Raw genomic sequence first — 15,051 nt, forward strand, 5'->3', positions numbered from 1 at the left:
GCGCCCGCCGGGATGCGCCCAAAGTCGCGCGCCATGTGACTTTGGTCGACGATCGCCGCTGGTGGGAGACCATCCGGCCGGGCGGTGCGTAGATTTGTCGCTTGTGAACGACAGCGCTGCCACACGACCGGCCGTCGACGGGGGACGGCCGGTCGGCGTGGACCGTCAAGCCGCACCGGAGCCCCCGTCAGGTGCCGAGCCCGTGCTGCCCAACACCTGGTTCCTGCCCTCGGCCGTCACCGCCGAGCTGGACCCGGACCGGCGCGAGGGCGAGGGCGGGCGCGTGCGGCGCACCCTGCGGGACTGGGTCGTCGACTTCGGCCTCTTCCTGATCGCCGTGGTCATCGGTCTCATCGGCGCGGACGGCGTCGCCAAGAACCCCGCGCTGTCCGACAGCACGGTCGCGATCGACCAGCTCATCGGCGCCGCGTCCTGTGCCGCCGTGTGGCTGCGCAGGCGCTGGCCGGTCGGCCTCGCCGTGGCGATGCTGCTCGTCGGCCTCGTGTCCGACTCCGCGGGCGGCACCACGCTCGTGGCCTACTTCACGCTCGCCGTGCACCGGCCGTTCAAGTACAGCGCGCTGATCGGCGGCCTCGGCGTCGCCACGATCCCGGTGTTCTTCTGGCTGCGGCCCGACGGCGAGACGCCGTACCTGGTGTCGGTCGTGCTGACCTCGATGCTCATCCTCGTCGTCCTCGCCTGGGGCATGCTCGTACGCTCCCGGCGCCAGCTCCTGATCGCCCTGCGCGACCGGGCCCGGCGCGCCGAGAACGAGGCCGCGCTCCGCGCCGAGCAGGCCCAGCGGCTCGCCCGCGAGGCCATCGCGCGCGAGATGCACGACGTCCTCGCGCACCGCCTGACGCTGCTCAGCGTGCACGCGGGCGCCCTGGAGTTCCGGCCCGACGCCCCCCAGGCGGAGATCGCCCGCGCCGCGGGCGTCATCCGGGAGAGCGCGCACGAGGCCCTCCAGGACCTGCGCCAGGTCATCGGAGTGCTGCGCGGCGGCGAGGCGGAGACCTCGTCCGGGCGGCCCCAGCCCACCCTCGCGGCCCTGGACACGCTCGTCGCCGAGTCCCGCGACGCGGGCATGAAGGTGGGGCTCGACCTGCGCGTGGCCGACCCCGCCGCGGTGCCCGCCGCGATCGGCCGCACCGCGTACCGCATCGCCCAGGAAGCCCTGACCAACGCCCGCAAGCACGCGCCGGGCGCCGAGGTCACCGTCACCGTCGCGGGCGCGCCCGACGAGGGCCTGACCGTGACCGTCCGCAACCCGGCGCCGCCCGGCGAGGTGCCGCCCGTGCCCGGCTCGGGCCAGGGGCTCATCGGGCTCACCGAACGGGCGTCGCTCGCGGGCGGACGGCTCTCCCACGGCGCCCGGCACGGCGGCGGCTTCGTCGTCGAGGCATGGCTGCCCTGGGGGTGAGCCCCCTGCCCGGATCGCCCCGCTTCCTCCCTCAACTCCGCACCCCCCAGGGCCTGGTGAGGGGCGCGGTCGCCCCCCCGGCTACGATCGGCCGCTGCACAGAAGCAAAGGCCCGAAAGCAGGGGCGGGCGGCAACGGCACGTAACCGGAGAGGTGAAGGCAGTGACGGGGGAGAGCGCGCCGGAGGACACCGGCCGCCCACAAGAGGGCAAACGGTTCATACGCGTACGGCAACGCCTCAGGGCCCGACGCGGCGCGCTCGCCGCCACCACCGTGGTCACGCTGCTCGCCGCGGGCCTCGGCACCTGGGCCACGGACACCTGGCCCTTCGAGGGCCGCGACCGCTACTGCTGGGGTGCCTGGGAGCGGGACAGCGGCCCCGGCATCCTCGGCGACGAGGCCTTCGACGGGGACGACGCCCACCGCCGCACGGCCGAGGAGACCGCGCCCACCCGGGCCCGGCCCCAGGGGCGGTGCGTGCTCGCCGTGCGCTCCGAGCACACCTTCAGCGACGGCGACAAGGGCGTACAGGACACCCGGGTGACGGTGACGTACGGACCGGCGCCCGAGCGGGCCGCCGCCCGCCTGGAGTGGCTCAACACCTTCGTCGGCGGGCGCGCGATGCCCCTGCCCGAGGGGCTGCCCGGCGCCGTCGACGGCAGCCACGGCCTGCTGGTCCTGCCCCAGCGCTGCGACACCCGCGACGGACGGCCCACCGCCGTCACCCTGCGGGCCGAGGAGAAGGGGCCGGACGACGTCATCGGCGGCACGGACCTCGGCGGCGCCGACGCCGCCGTCGAACTCCTCCTGACCGCCGCCGAGCAGGGCATGCGGGCCGCGGGCTGCGCCCCGGCGGAGCCGCCGCGCGCCACCTCGCCCCTGCTCAGGCTCCCGGAGAAGGACGACACCAACCCGTCGAGCGCCGTCTGCCGCATCCCGGGGCTCGACGTCGCGTCCGGCCTCGGCAAGGAAGCGGCCCTGCGGCTCGTCGCCCAGGCCGGGGCGGTCACCCGGGACAGACAGGCCTGCTCCGTACGGATCGGCCGCTCCCCGCGGCTCGGCGAGCGCGTGGACACCCGGGTCTTCGACGCCCTGATGATCCGCGAACCACGGCTCGGCGCGCTGCTCGACGGCGTGACCGGGAGCCGGCCGCCCGCGCGCGGCTGGCGCGGCACCGGCGTGTTCGCCGCCGGGCACCAGGTCGTCCGCGCCCGGTGCGCGGGCCGCCCCACGACGTTCCTGATGCTCGGCTCGCCGACGCGCGACACCGAGGGCTACTTCACCACGTTCACCGACGCGGTGACGCGACGCCTGGGGTGCGCGCCCCTCGCGCCGAAGACGCCTGCCGCCACCCCCGGGGAGCACCGATGAGCGAGCACCGCACGACGGCCGCGGCGGACACCGAGGACGGCGGGGGCGACGTGGCGGCCGCCATCGCGGCGGCCGTGCCGCGCCGCCCCTGGTGGCACTGGCGCCGGCTCACCCGCGGCCGCCTGCGGCCCGCCCTCGCCGCCGCCCTCGCCGGGGCGCTGCTCGGCGGCACGGCCGTGGCCTGGCAGGCGCAGGCGGGACCGTTCGCCGAGGAACGGGCCTGCTGGGGCGCGTTCGACGAGGACGACGTGGCCGACCTGTTCCACGGCAAGCGGGACATCGAGGCCGCCGACGTGCCCGTCACCACCAGCAGGACCGGCTCCGAAGGGCCGTCCGGGCTGTGCCGGTTGACGTCCCCGCGCGGCGCCCGCGTCACCGCCCGGCTGCACCGGCTCGACGTACGCTTCGGCGGCGCGGGCGACACCTGGGCCGACGAGTACCTGTCCGCGCGCATGACGCCCCTCGGCGGCGGACTGCTCGGCATGGTGTCCGACACGCGCGCGTGGCTCGCGGTCCCCGAAGGCTGCGTCGGCCGCCAGCGCGAGGACGAAGGGCCGCTCGTCGTCGACATGGAGACCGGCTGGACGGTGTACGACGACGAGGTCGACACCGACGAACGGGCCCGGCTCGCCCGCGCCGTGGTCACCCTCGTCAACGACTACATGACGGACCAGGGCTGCACCCGCGCCCTCGCCGACCCGGCCGACGGGCTCGGCGCCCCCGCCCGGTTCACCGACGAGAAGCGCGACGCGATCTGCGGCGTCGAGGGCCTGCGCACGCACGACGGGAAGGACGCCGACCACTACCGCCGTCCCCTGGTCACCGCGGGCGACGCCCCCGTGCGCACCTGCGACCGCGACGTCCTCTTCGGCCATCCGTCGCTGCGCCTGATGACGGTCGTGGACCCGCGCCTGGCCGTGCTCTACAAGGACCTCTCGTACGACGGCGGGCAGCGTCGCATCACGGCCGACGGCGACACCCGCAGGCACTCCCGGGGACACGGCTTCCTCCGCGACGACATGGCCCTCTACCAGGCCGAGTGCCAGACCGGTGACGTCACCTTCCTGATCCGGGCCGACGACGGGGAGCGCGCCGCCGACCTCCGCGCGCTCATGCCCCGTTACGTGGCGGCGGAGGCCGACCGCGTGGGCTGCGGCCCGCTGCGGATCCGGCTGCCCCGGTGACCGCCTCCCGCCCCGGACCCCGGCCGGGGCCGGTGACCGGGCTCGTTACGGTAGGGCGCATGAAACCGATCAGGCTCCTGCTCGTCGACGACGACCCGCTGGTCCGCGCCGGACTCTCCTTCATGCTCGGCGGTGCCGACGACATCGAGATCGTCGGCGAGGCGGGGGACGGCAGCGAAGTCGCCGCGCTGGTCGGTGAGGTGCGCCCGGACGTCGTCCTCATGGACATCCGGATGCCCACGATGGACGGCCTCGCCGCCACCGAGCTCCTGCGCAAGCGCCCCGACGCCCCCGAGGTCATCGTCCTCACCACGTTCCACGCCGACGAACAGGTGCTGCGGGCGCTGCGCGCCGGGGCCGCCGGGTTCGTCCTCAAGGACACCGCGCCCGCCGAGATCGTCGCGGCGGTACGGGCCGTGGCCGCCGGGGAGCCCGTGCTCTCGCCCACGGTGACGCAGCAGCTCATCTCCCAGGTGACCGGCGGCGGGCCGCAGCTCGACCGGCGCCAACGCGCCCTCGCGCGCCTCGGTGCCCTCGGGGAGCGGGAGCGGGAGGTCGCCGTGGCGGTGGGCCGGGGAGCCTCCAACGCGGACATCGCGGCGGAGCTGTTCCTGAGCGTGGCCACGGTGAAGGCCCACGTCTCCCGCATCCTGACGAAGCTCGACCTCAACAACCGGGTGCAGATCGCCCTCTTGGTCCACGACGCGGACCTCCTGGACGGCGCCTGAACCCTGCCGGGGGCTCCCCGATCCCGCCCCTTCCCGAAACTGGGGGCTCTGCCCCCAGACCCCCGCTCCTCAAACGCCGGAGGGGCTGAAACACAGCCGCAAGCGGCACCATCCAGCCCGTCCGGCGTTTGAGGACGAGGCGCGAAGCGCCGAAAACGGGGGTCCAAGGGGGCGGAGCCCCCTTGATCGGGAAGGGGCGGGCCTGGGGCGCCCCGCGAGGGAACGGCCCGGCCGCCCCGTTCGTTCCGCGGACACCAGGTAACCCGCACGAGGGGACGCCCCATGGCAGACGCAGTCATCGACCTCGCCTCCTACGAGGACTTCACCACCAACCCCCACCGGGCGTACGCCGAGTTGAGAGCCCGGGGCCCCGTCCACCGCGTCCGCTTCCCGCCCCCGGACCACGACACCGACCACTACTTGGTGGTGGGCTACGAAGAGGCCCGCGCCGCCCTCGCCGACCCCCGACTCACCAAGTCGAGCACGGGAATCGACCTGGCGTTACCGGACGAGGTGCTGATCGGCCCGCATCTGCTCACCGTCGACCCGCCGCACCACACCCGGCTGCGCTCCCTGATCGGCCGGGAGTTCACCGCCCGCCGCGTCCAGGCGCTGCGCCCGCGGATCCAGGAGATCACGGACGGCCTCCTGGACGGGATGCTCGCCAAGGGAAGCCGCGCCGACCTGGTGGAGGCCCTCGCCTTCCCGCTGCCGATGACGGTCATCTGCGAACTGCTCGGCGTCCCCGACCTGGACCGCGAGCGCTTCCGCCAGCTGTCGAACGAGGCCACCTCACCCACCACCGAGGAGTGGGAGGAGACGGTCTTCGTCGCCCTCGCCGCCTACTTGGACGAGCTGATCGAGACCAAGCGCGCGGTCCCCGGCGACGACTTGCTCAGCGCCCTCATCCGCACCCGCGCCGAGGACGGCGACCGGCTCTCCCACGAAGAGCTGCGCGGCATGGCGTACCTCCTGCTCATCGCGGGACACGAGACGACGGTCCACCTCATCACCAACACCGTCCACGCCTTGCTCGCCCGCCCCGCCCAGCTGGCCGAGCTGCGGGCCGACCCGGGCCTCCTGGACGGCGCGATCGAGGAAGGCCTGCGCCACGAGGGCCCGGTGGAGAATTCCACCTACCGCTTCACCACCGAGCCCACCGAGATGGCGGGCACGCTGATCCCGGCCGGTTCCGTCGTCGTGGTGGGCCTCACCGCGGCCGACCACGACCCGGGCAAGTACGGGGCGCCGGACGACTTCGACCTCCACCGCGCCCCGCAGGGCCACGTCGCCTTCGGGCACGGCATCCACTTCTGCCTGGGCGCCCCGCTGGCCCGCGTCGAGGGCCGGATCGCCCTCGCCTCGCTCCTGGAGCGCTGCCCGGACCTCGCCCTGGACGGCCCCGCGACGGACTGGCGCCCGGGCCTGCTGATGCGGGGCCTGCGCCGCCTGGACGTCCGCTGGTAGCACCCGCCCGGGACCTCCGCCCGGTGTGACCTGCTGACCGGCGGCGGCGAGGGCGCCGAGACGCCCTGTGCCCTGGCCCAGGGCACGGTCCGCGCGACGGGCTGAGCCCCGGGCCCGCGCAGGGGCGGGCCGGGGCGACCGGGGCTCAGGCCCCGGGGATCTCCGTGAGCCGCACGGGCCGCCGCTCGGCCCGCGACAGCTCGCACGCCTCGGCGATGCGCAGCGCGTGCAGCGCCTCCCGGCCGTCGCAGGGGTTGGCCAGCTCACCGCGCACGACGTCGACGAACGCGGCGAGCTCCGCCTCGTAAGCGGGGGCGAAGCGCTCAAGGAAGCCGGGCCACGGCTTGTCGGGGCCGCCGGGCGCCTCCGGTTCGGCGGAGGTGAGCGGGGTGCGGGCGGTCACGCCGACCGCGATCTGGTCGGCCTCCCCGGCCAGTTCCATGCGGACGTCGTAGCCCGCGCCGTTGCAGCGGGTCGCGGTCGCCGTGGCCAGGGTGCCGTCGTCGAGGGTGAGCAGCACGGCCGCCGTGTCGACGTCGCCCGCCTCGCGGAACATCGCGGGACCGGCGTCGGACCCCGTCGCGTACACCTCGGTCACCTCGCGCCCCGTCACCCAGCGCAGGATGTCGAAGTCGTGCACGAGGCAGTCCCGGTACAGGCCCCCCGACAGCGGCAGATACGCGGCGGGCGGCGGCGCCGGGTCCGAGGTCATGGCCCGTACGGTGTGCAGCCGTCCGAGCTGCCCGGCGCGCACGGCCGCGCGCGCCGCCGCGTACCCGGCGTCGAAGCGGCGCTGGAAACCGAGCTGCAGGATCGTTCCGGCGGACTCGACCTCGGTGAGCGCGGCGAGGGTGCCCGGCAGGTCGAGCGCGATGGGCTTCTCGCAGAACACCGGCAGGCCCGCCCGCGCCCCCCGGGCGATGAGCTGCGCGTGCGCGGCGGTCGCCGCCGTGATGACCAGCGCGTCCACGCCGGGACCCGAGGCCGCGCCCGGGAACAGCGCGTCCACCGAAGGGGCCGCCGTCGCCCCGAGCCGCGCCGCGAGGTCCGCCGCCCGCGCGGTGTCCACGTCCGCGACGACGAGCGATTCCACCTCCGGACGGCGGACGAGGGCCGCCGCGTGGAAGGTGCCGATACGTCCCGTTCCGATCAGTCCGATGCGCATGGGCCCCACCCTCGCGACGGAACCGCGCTCCTGTCAATGGTTTGTCCTGACAACAGAACTTCCGAACTTCCCGTCATCATCTCCCCGGACTACGCTCGCTCCGTGACCGAACAAGGAGCAGCCAAAGCCGCGAAACCGGCCGTGGACCCCACCGTGGCCCTGCACCTCGGCGTCGACCGCAGCAGCCCGGTCCCGCTCTACTTCCAGCTGTCCCAGCAGCTGGAGGCGGCGATCGAGCGCGGTGCCCTGACGCCCGGAAGCCTGCTCGGCAACGAGATCGAGCTCGCCGGGCGCCTCGGCCTCTCCCGGCCCACCGTCCGCCAGGCCATCCAGTCGCTCGTCGACAAGGGCCTGCTCGTGCGCCGCAGGGGCGTCGGCACCCAGGTCGTGCACAGCCAGGTCAAGCGCCCCCTGGAGCTCAGCAGCCTCTACGACGACCTGGAGGCGGCGGGCCAGCGCCCCGAGACCCGGGTCCTGCGCAACGTGGTCGAGCCCGCGTCCGCCGAGACCGCGGCCGCCCTCGGCGTGGCCGAGGGCAGCGACGTCCACCTGGTCGAGCGCCTGCGGCTCGCGCACGGCGAGCCCATGGCCAGGCTGCGCAACCACATCCCGGCCGGGCTGCTCGCCCTCGACACCGAGGCCCTGGAGGCCACCGGCCTGTACCGGCTGATGCGGGCCGCGGGCATCACGCTGCACAGCGCCCGGCAGTCCGTGGGCGCCCGCGCCGCCGCGGGGGAGGAGGCGGAGCTGCTCGCCGAGCCGGAGGGCGCGCCGGTGCTCACCATGCGGCGGACGACCTTCGACGACACGGGCCGCGCGGTCGAGTACGGCTCGCACATCTACCGCGCCTCGCGGTACTCCTTCGAGTTCCAGCTCCTCGTGCGCCCCTGACCTCGCCCGGCGCCACAGAAGTAAGAATGTTCTGACAAAGTCATTGACGGTGGGCCGCGCCCCCGGCTACAACTCCCTCCAGCCGCACAGCAGCGGCGGCCGGGAGCAAGCCGGGAGAAGGGTGGCACCACCATGCGTACAGCCCGCACGGCATCAGCCGTCACAGCGGTCGTCGCGCTCGCGGCAGGCCGCGGCAGCTCCGGCGCCGAGCGCGACGAGAACGGCGCGGACGGCGCGGACGTCGGTACCCGATGACCATCCGGGGCGGCGGCGTGACCGATACTTGGGCGGCTGGGTCCGCTGACCGGGCCCAGCGGCACGAGAGGCTCGGCAGGGCGCGGCACACTGTGCACACCGCGAACACGGCGATCTCAGCAGGCACTGCAAGCACGGCACAGCAAGAAGGGCACGGCGACGTGGCAAGGGTTCGAACGGGAGTACGTGCGGTGGGTGCCGTGCTGGTTGCGGTGCTCGGGGCGTCCCTCGTGGGATGCAGCAGCACCGGCGGCAAGCGCGCCGAGGACGCGCGCAAGGCGGCGCAGGCGTCGGGCAGGGCCGCGGTCGACACGCCGCGCTGGACCTTCGCGATGATCACCCACTCGGGCGACGGCGACACGTTCTGGGACATCGTCCAGAACGGCGCGAAGCAGGCCGCCGTCAAGGACAACATCAAGTTCCTGTACTCGCACCACGACGAGGCGCAGCAGCAGGCCCAGCTCGTGGACGCGGCCATCGACAAGAAGGTCGACGGCATCATCGTCACGCTCGCCAAGCCGGACGCGATGAAGGCCGCCGTGGCCCGCGCCCGCAAGGCGGGCATCCCGGTGGTGACCGTGAACTCGGGCTCGGAGGAGTCCAAGGCCTTCGGCGCCCTGACCCACATCGGCCAGGACGAGACGATCGCGGGCGAGGCCGTCGGCGAGGAGCTGAACAAGCGGGGCAAGAAGAAGGCCCTGTGCGTCCTGCACGAGCAGGGCAACGTGGGTCACGAGCAGCGCTGCGAGGGCGCCAAGAAGACCTTCAAGGGCGAGATGAAGAACCTGTACGTGGAGGGCACCAACATGCCCGACGTGCAGTCCGGCATCGAGGCCAAGCTCCAGGCCGACAAGGACATCGACGCGGTCGTCACGCTCGGCGCCCCGTTCGCCGACACCGCGGTGAAGGCCAAGGAGGGCGCGAACAGCAAGGCGGAGATCGACACCTTCGACCTGAACGAGAAGGTCGCCGGGGGCCTGAAGTCCGGCACGCTCGGCTTCGCCGTCGACCAGCAGCCCTACCTCCAGGGCTACGAGGCCGTGGACCTGCTGTGGCTCTACAAGTACAACGCCGACGTCCTCGGCGGCGGCAAGCCGGTCCTCACGGGCCCGCAGATCGTCACCAAGGACCAGGCGGGCGAGCTCGAGGACTACGCGAAGCGGGGAACCCGATGAGCGCGACCGCACCGGCCCCGCACAAGCCCGCGAAGGCGGCGGACGAGCGCCTCCTGACGACCTCCCCCCTCAAGAAGCTCCTGGGCCGCCCCGAGCTGGGCTCGGTCGTCGGCGCCGTCGCGGTCTTCCTGTTCTTCGCGATCATCGCGGACAGCTTCCTCCAGGCCAACAGCATCGCCACCGTCCTGTACGCGGCCTCCACCATCGGCATCATGGCGGTGCCGGTGGCGCTGCTCATGATCGGCGGCGAGTTCGACCTGTCGGCGGGCGTCATGGTCACGACGTCCGCGCTGATGTCGTCGATGTTCAGCTACCAGATGACCGCGAACGTCTGGGTCGGCGTCGGCGTCTCGCTGCTCGCGACCCTCGCCATCGGCGTGTTCAACGGCGTCATGCTGATCCGCACCGACCCGCCGAGCTTCATCATCACGCTCGGCACGTTCCTGATGCTGACCGGCATGAACCTCGGCTTCACCAAGCTGATCAGCGGCACGGTCTCCACCAAGTCGATCTCCGACATGGAGGGCTTCTCGTCCGCCAAGGACGTCTTCGCCTCGACGATCACCATCGGCGGCGTCGACTTCAAGATCACGATCGTCTGGTGGCTGGCGATGGTCGCGGTCGCCACCTGGATCCTGCTGCGCACCCGCGCGGGCAACTGGATCTTCGCGGTCGGCGGCGGCGAGCAGGCCGCCCGCGCGGTCGGCGTCCCCGTCGGCAGGACGAAGATCGGCCTCTATATGGGCGTCGCCTTCGGCGCCTGGGTCTCCGGCCAGCACCTGCTGTTCAACTACGACGTCGTCCAGTCCGGCGAGGGCGTCGGCAACGAGCTGATCTACATCATCGCGGCCGTCATCGGCGGCTGTCTGATCACCGGAGGCTACGGCTCGGCGGTCGGTGCCGCGGTCGGCGCGCTGATCTTCGGCATGACCAGCAAGGGCATCGTCTACGCCGAGTGGAACCCGGACTGGTTCAAGTTCTTCCTCGGAGCGATGCTGCTCCTCGCGACCCTGCTGAACGCCTGGGTCCGCAAGCGCGCGGAGGCGACGAAATGACGACTGAGGCCGCATCCAAGGACGTCACGGCCCCCGCGGACGGTACGCCGCTCGTCGAGCTCGACGACGTCAGCAAGTACTACGGCAACATCCGCGCCCTGGAAGGCGTCTCCCTGGAGGTGCACGCGGGGGAGATCTCCTGCGTGCTCGGCGACAACGGCGCGGGCAAGTCGACCCTCATCAAGATCGTCGCGGGCCTGCACCGGCACGACGCGGGCACCTTCCGCATCGAGGGCGAGGAGACCCGGCTCGCCAGCCCCCGCGAGGCCCTGGACCGCGGCATCGCCACCGTCTACCAGGACCTGGCGGTCGTCCCGCTCATGCCGGTGTGGCGGAACTTCTTCCTCGGCTCCGAGCCCACCAAGGGCACCGGGCCGTTCAAGCGCCTGGACGTGGAGTTCATGCGCAGGACCACCCACGCCGAGCTCCTTCGCATGGGCATCGACCTGCGCGACGTCGACCAGCCGATCGGCACCCTCTCCGGCGGCGAGCGCCAGTGCGTGGCGATCGCCCGCGCCGTCTACTTCGGCGCGAAGGTCCTCGTCCTGGACGAGCCGACGGCGGCGCTCGGCGTGAAGCAGTCCGGCGTCGTCCTGAAGTACGTGGCCGCGGCGCGGGACGCGGGGCTCGGCGTGGTCCTGATCACCCACAACCCCCACCACGCCTACCTCGTCGGCGACCGCTTCGTCCTCCTCAAGCGCGGCCGGATGTCCGGCTCCTACACGCGAGCCGACATCACCCTCGACGAGCTGACCCGCCAGATGGCCGGGGGCTCCGAGCTCGACGACCTCCGCCACGAACTGGAACGCACCCCGGGGAACACCGCCCCCTAAGGGGCGCGGGGAACTGCGCGCTCAGCCGGCGAAGAGCCGCAGACGCATCTGCCGAGTACCGAGCAGACGCGTCTGCGGCTTTTTCGTGGCCGGTCGCGCAGTTCCCCGCGCCCCTGGAAGGGGCACCTCCCGCCAGCCCGGGCGGGAAGCCCGGGGCGGCCGCGCCCCGGGTCCCCGTTGTGCGCGCCCCCGCGAGCGTGAGGCAGAATCGGCGCGATGAGCACCTACCGCGACCTCACGCACCGCGGCTCCGCCCGAGCCACCGTTCTGCGGACCGTGGGCACGCGTGAGCGCCGTTCGCACCTGACGGCCCCCCGCGTCCCCACGGTCGGCATCGACATCGGCGGCACCAAGGTGATGGCGGGCGTCGTGGACGCCGACGGCAACATCCTGGAGACCCTGCGCACCGAGACGCCGGACAAGTCCAAGAGCCCCAAGGTCGTCGAGGACACCATCGTCGAGCTGGTCCTCGACCTGTCCGACCGGCACGACGTGCACGCCGTCGGCATCGGCGCCGCGGGCTGGGTCGACGCGGACCGCAACCGCGTCCTGTTCGCCCCGCACCTGTCCTGGCGCAACGAACCCCTCCGGGACCGCATCTCCGGCCGTCTCGCGGTGCCCGTCATGGTGGACAACGACGCGAACACCGCCGCCTGGGCCGAGTGGCGCTTCGGCGCGGGCCGCGGCGAGGACCATCTGGTCATGATCACCCTGGGCACCGGCATCGGCGGCGCGATCCTGGAGGACGGCCAGGTCAAGCGGGGCAAGTTCGGGGTCGCGGGCGAGTTCGGCCATATGCAGGTCGTGCCCGGCGGACACCGCTGCCCGTGCGGCAACCGCGGCTGCTGGGAGCAGTACAGCTCCGGCAACGCGCTCGTCCGCGAGGCCCGCGAGCTGGCCGCCGCCGACTCGCCGGTCGCGTACGGGATCATCGAGCGCGTCAAGGGCAACGTCCCCGACATCACCGGGCCCCTCATCACCGAGCTGGCCCGCGAGGGCGACGCCATGTGCGTCGAGCTGCTCCAGGACATCGGCCAGTGGCTCGGCGTCGGCATCGCGAACCTCGCCGCGGCCCTCGACCCGTCCTGCTTCGTCATCGGCGGCGGCGTCAGCGCCGCCGACGACCTGCTCATCGGCCCCGCCCGCGACGCCTTCCGCCGCCACCTGACCGGGCGCGGTTACCGCCCCGAGGCCCGCATCGCCCGCGCCCAGCTCGGCCCCGAAGCCGGCATGGTCGGCGCCGCCGACCTGGCCCGGCTCGTCGCCCGCCGCTTCCGCCGCGCCAACCGCCGCCGCGTCGAGCGCTACGAACGCTACGAGCGCTACGCCGAGGCCCGCCGCGCCAACGACCGCACCGCCCAGGGAAGCCAGTAGATGACCGTCCCCCGCCAGCCCTCGTCCCCGGACCTGCCCGGCCCCGCGGAGCCGGAGCCCCGCCCCGAGGACCGCCGCCACATGCTCCGCCGCCGCTGGCTCACCGCGACGATCATCGTGCTGCTCATCGGCGTGCCCGCGGTCTATCTGCTGATCTCCGCGAACCAGTCCCGCGACAGCGGCCGCGACAAGGAGAAGAAGTACTCCGCGACCGGCCTCACCGCGGGCTGGCCCTCCAAGGTCCAGCGCCGCCTGTACGACGTGTCGGTGCCGCCGTACTCGGCGGAGGTCGCCTACTACGAGACGAACAACTGGCGCACCAGCCGGCTGTACGTCCAGTTCCTCACCAGCAACGAAGGCCTGGAGAAGTTCCTCAAGGAGACCGGCACCAGCGCGAGCAAGCTGAAGAAGGACGACATCACCATCAGCAAGCGCGACCAGAACGTCGTCGGCTGGGAGTTCACCGGCCCCGGCCCCTGGTGGGGCGTGACCCACGACCAGGACAACCCGGCGCCCACCCAGGACATCGTGGTGAGCCGCGCCAACCCGAAGCACCCGATGGTCTACGTGGTCTCCGCGACGACGCCCTAGGGGCACGTCAAGGGCAGGAGAAGGACAGGAAGAGGCCGTGGCGGGTTCCGCCGCGGCCTCGTAGCATGGCGCCGTGATCCTCGGCCGCGGCAGCTTCGTCCCCGGTGCCCACCGGGCCCGTGCGCTGCCTTCGCGCGGCTGTTGTTGATCCTTCAGCACACCCCCGCCGAGCACGTCCCGTACGCCGTGTGACCTTCGTCCGGCGTACGCGCCGTGCCGCACCCCTCCTGTCACCCCGCCCTGTCACGCCGCGCGGAAGGCCGCCCCCATGACGCTGCCCCACCCCTCCCCGACCGAAGCCGACCACGACCGGCGCAGGCTGCGCCAGTGGCTCGCGGGCCAGGCCCGCGCCGACGGCGTGGCCCGCCGCGACCTGCTGCGCCTCGCGGCAGCCGCGGGCCTCGCGGCCGCCGTGCCGGGCGTCTGGAGCGCCCCGCGCGCCCACGCCGCCACCGCGCCGGGCATCGTCAAGGCGCTGCCCGCCGAGGTGTTCACGCCGCGCGGCACGAACGCCGAGACCAGGTTCGAGGCCCTCGCGGAGACGGGCCACCTCACCCCCGCGTCCCACTTCTTCGTCCGCAACCACACCGCCACGCCCCAACTCGCCGCCGACGGCTGGAAGCTCACCGTCTGGGGCGACGGACTCACCGGCGGCCCACGGGAGTTCACCCTCGCCGACCTCCACCGGCTGCCGTCGACGACCCGCAGCGCGTTCGTCGAGTGCGCGGGCAACGGCCGCAGCCTGTTCACCGTCCAGCAGGGCCAGCAGGTCTCCGGCACGGCCTGGACGCTCGGCGCCATCGGCCAGGCGCGCTGGCGCGGCGTGCGCCTCGCCGACGTGCTGCGCGAGGCGGGCCTCGCGCGTAACGCCGTGGACGTCATGCCCCGCGGCCTCGACAGCGACTACGTGACGGCGGACGGCACGAACCTCGGCCGGGTGCGCCGCCCGCTGCCCCTCGCCAAGGCCCTGGACGACGTACTCCTCGCGTACGAGATGAACGGCGAGCCGCTGCCCGCCGACCACGGCCACCCGGTGCGGGTCGTCGTGCCCTCGTGGATCGGCATCGCGTCCATCAAGTGGGTGGGCGACATCGAGGTCTCGGCGACCCCGCTCTACTCGCCCTGGAACACCGACTTCTACCGCCTGTTCGGCCCCGGCCACCCGCCGGAGGGCTCCGCGCCGCTCACCCGCCAGACCCTCAAGTCCGCCTTCGAGCTGCCCTGGAACGCGCCGCTGGCCGCGGGCACCCGGCACCGCCTCACCGGCCGCGCCTGGTCCGGCGCGGCGGCCGTCGCCCGCGTCGACGTCAGCACCGACGGCGGCGCCACCTGGCACCCGGCCCGGCTGCGCGACGAGCCGCGCCGCGGCTCCTGGGTGCGCTGGAGCACGACCTGGCGCCCGCGCGCCACGGGGCCGGCCACGCTGCTCGCCCGCGCCACCGACGCGACGGGCCGCACCCAGCCGCCCACGACGCCGCACAACACCCAGGGGTACCTGTTCGACGCCGTCGTACGGCACCCGGTGACGGTGGTGTGAGA

Annotated in this window: 14 protein-coding genes; 13 read left to right on the plus strand and 1 reads right to left on the minus strand. The window is 73.5% G+C overall.

The genetic code is table 11. The features are described from left to right. Nucleotides 1-223 precede the first annotated feature (223 nt). The 5 genes from C9F11_RS32015 (at nucleotide 224) to C9F11_RS32035 (ending at nucleotide 6,173) form a co-directional block, all read left to right on the plus strand. Nucleotides 224-1,423, plus strand: a complete 1,200-nt coding sequence (locus tag C9F11_RS32015; protein WP_249402249.1) for a histidine kinase — start codon at nucleotides 224-226, stop codon at nucleotides 1,421-1,423. Nucleotides 1,424-1,585: 162 nt separating this feature from the next. Further along, nucleotides 1,586-2,794 (plus strand): hypothetical protein, encoded by a 1,209-nt coding sequence (locus tag C9F11_RS32020; RefSeq protein ID WP_138962524.1) that lies wholly within the window; start codon nucleotides 1,586-1,588, stop codon nucleotides 2,792-2,794. Then, a complete protein-coding gene (locus C9F11_RS32025) occupies nucleotides 2,791-3,978 on the plus strand; it encodes a hypothetical protein (RefSeq protein ID WP_212767844.1) in 1,188 nt (395 codons plus the stop codon). Before C9F11_RS32020 ends, C9F11_RS32025 begins: the two co-directional genes overlap by 4 nt. Before the next feature lie 59 nt (nucleotides 3,979-4,037). Beyond that, entirely contained in the window at nucleotides 4,038-4,706 is a 669-nt protein-coding gene (locus C9F11_RS32030; protein WP_138962525.1) for a response regulator transcription factor, read from the plus strand. 282 nt (nucleotides 4,707-4,988) lie between these two features. Further along, complete coding sequence (locus C9F11_RS32035; protein ID WP_138962526.1) at nucleotides 4,989-6,173, plus strand: cytochrome P450; 1,185 nt, start codon at nucleotides 4,989-4,991, stop codon at nucleotides 6,171-6,173. Between the two features lie 145 nt (nucleotides 6,174-6,318). Here the strand turns inward: C9F11_RS32035 and C9F11_RS32040 are convergent, their stop codons facing one another. Beyond that, complete coding sequence (locus C9F11_RS32040; RefSeq protein WP_138962527.1) at nucleotides 6,319-7,338, minus strand: Gfo/Idh/MocA family oxidoreductase; 1,020 nt, start codon at nucleotides 7,336-7,338, stop codon at nucleotides 6,319-6,321. 141 nt (nucleotides 7,339-7,479) lie between these two features. On the opposite strand from C9F11_RS32040, the gene C9F11_RS32045 reads away from it, so the two are divergent. The 8 genes from C9F11_RS32045 (at nucleotide 7,480) to C9F11_RS32075 (ending at nucleotide 15,049) form a co-directional block, all read left to right on the plus strand. Next, nucleotides 7,480-8,229 carry a GntR family transcriptional regulator gene (locus C9F11_RS32045; protein ID WP_138967246.1) on the plus strand — a complete coding sequence of 250 codons (750 nt, stop codon included), beginning with the start codon at nucleotides 7,480-7,482 and terminating at the stop codon, nucleotides 8,227-8,229. Nucleotides 8,230-8,361: 132 nt separating this feature from the next. Then, nucleotides 8,362-8,484 (plus strand): hypothetical protein, encoded by a 123-nt coding sequence (locus tag C9F11_RS49705; protein WP_269078101.1) that lies wholly within the window; start codon nucleotides 8,362-8,364, stop codon nucleotides 8,482-8,484. A gap of 191 nt (nucleotides 8,485-8,675) precedes the next feature. Beyond that, a complete protein-coding gene (locus tag C9F11_RS32050) occupies nucleotides 8,676-9,659 on the plus strand; it encodes a sugar ABC transporter substrate-binding protein (protein WP_138962528.1) in 984 nt (327 codons plus the stop codon). Next, the gene (locus C9F11_RS32055; protein WP_138962529.1) at nucleotides 9,656-10,714 is read left to right on the plus strand and encodes an ABC transporter permease; all 1,059 of its coding nucleotides are present in this window, start codon (nucleotides 9,656-9,658) and stop codon (nucleotides 10,712-10,714) included. The genes C9F11_RS32050 and C9F11_RS32055 overlap by 4 nt, the downstream gene beginning before the upstream one ends. Continuing rightward, nucleotides 10,711-11,547 (plus strand): ATP-binding cassette domain-containing protein, encoded by an 837-nt coding sequence (locus C9F11_RS32060; RefSeq protein ID WP_138962530.1) that lies wholly within the window; start codon nucleotides 10,711-10,713, stop codon nucleotides 11,545-11,547. The genes C9F11_RS32055 and C9F11_RS32060 overlap by 4 nt, the downstream gene beginning before the upstream one ends. A gap of 216 nt (nucleotides 11,548-11,763) precedes the next feature. Continuing rightward, nucleotides 11,764-12,921, plus strand: coding sequence for an ROK family glucokinase (locus C9F11_RS32065; RefSeq protein WP_138962531.1), 1,158 nt, complete (start codon nucleotides 11,764-11,766; stop codon nucleotides 12,919-12,921). Next, on the plus strand, nucleotides 12,922-13,512 hold the full coding sequence (locus C9F11_RS32070; protein WP_138962532.1) for a sugar kinase: 591 nt from the start codon (nucleotides 12,922-12,924) through the stop codon (nucleotides 13,510-13,512). A gap of 268 nt (nucleotides 13,513-13,780) precedes the next feature. Continuing rightward, a complete protein-coding gene (locus tag C9F11_RS32075; protein WP_138962533.1) occupies nucleotides 13,781-15,049 on the plus strand; it encodes a sulfite oxidase in 1,269 nt (422 codons plus the stop codon). Nucleotides 15,050-15,051 lie beyond the last annotated feature (2 nt).

The organism is Streptomyces sp. YIM 121038 (genome assembly GCF_006088715.1).
Taxonomy (GTDB): domain Bacteria; phylum Actinomycetota; class Actinomycetes; order Streptomycetales; family Streptomycetaceae; genus Streptomyces.

What these genes read in the sequence shown, in the direction of transcription:
- C9F11_RS32025 (WP_212767844.1), top strand. Translation starts at nt 2,791, where the DNA reads ATGAGCGAGCACCGCACGACGGCCGCGGCGGACACCGAGGACGGCGGG.
- C9F11_RS32030 (WP_138962525.1), top strand. Translation starts at nt 4,038, where the DNA reads ATGAAACCGATCAGGCTCCTGCTCGTCGACGACGACCCGCTGGTCCGC.
- C9F11_RS32035 (WP_138962526.1), top strand. Translation starts at nt 4,989, where the DNA reads ATGGCAGACGCAGTCATCGACCTCGCCTCCTACGAGGACTTCACCACC.
- C9F11_RS32040 (WP_138962527.1), bottom strand. Translation starts at nt 7,338, where the DNA reads ATGCGCATCGGACTGATCGGAACGGGACGTATCGGCACCTTCCACGCG.
- C9F11_RS49705 (WP_269078101.1), top strand. Translation starts at nt 8,362, where the DNA reads ATGCGTACAGCCCGCACGGCATCAGCCGTCACAGCGGTCGTCGCGCTC.
- C9F11_RS32055 (WP_138962529.1), top strand. Translation starts at nt 9,656, where the DNA reads ATGAGCGCGACCGCACCGGCCCCGCACAAGCCCGCGAAGGCGGCGGAC.
- C9F11_RS32060 (WP_138962530.1), top strand. Translation starts at nt 10,711, where the DNA reads ATGACGACTGAGGCCGCATCCAAGGACGTCACGGCCCCCGCGGACGGT.
- C9F11_RS32065 (WP_138962531.1), top strand. Translation starts at nt 11,764, where the DNA reads ATGAGCACCTACCGCGACCTCACGCACCGCGGCTCCGCCCGAGCCACC.
- C9F11_RS32070 (WP_138962532.1), top strand. Translation starts at nt 12,922, where the DNA reads ATGACCGTCCCCCGCCAGCCCTCGTCCCCGGACCTGCCCGGCCCCGCG.
- C9F11_RS32075 (WP_138962533.1), top strand. Translation starts at nt 13,781, where the DNA reads ATGACGCTGCCCCACCCCTCCCCGACCGAAGCCGACCACGACCGGCGC.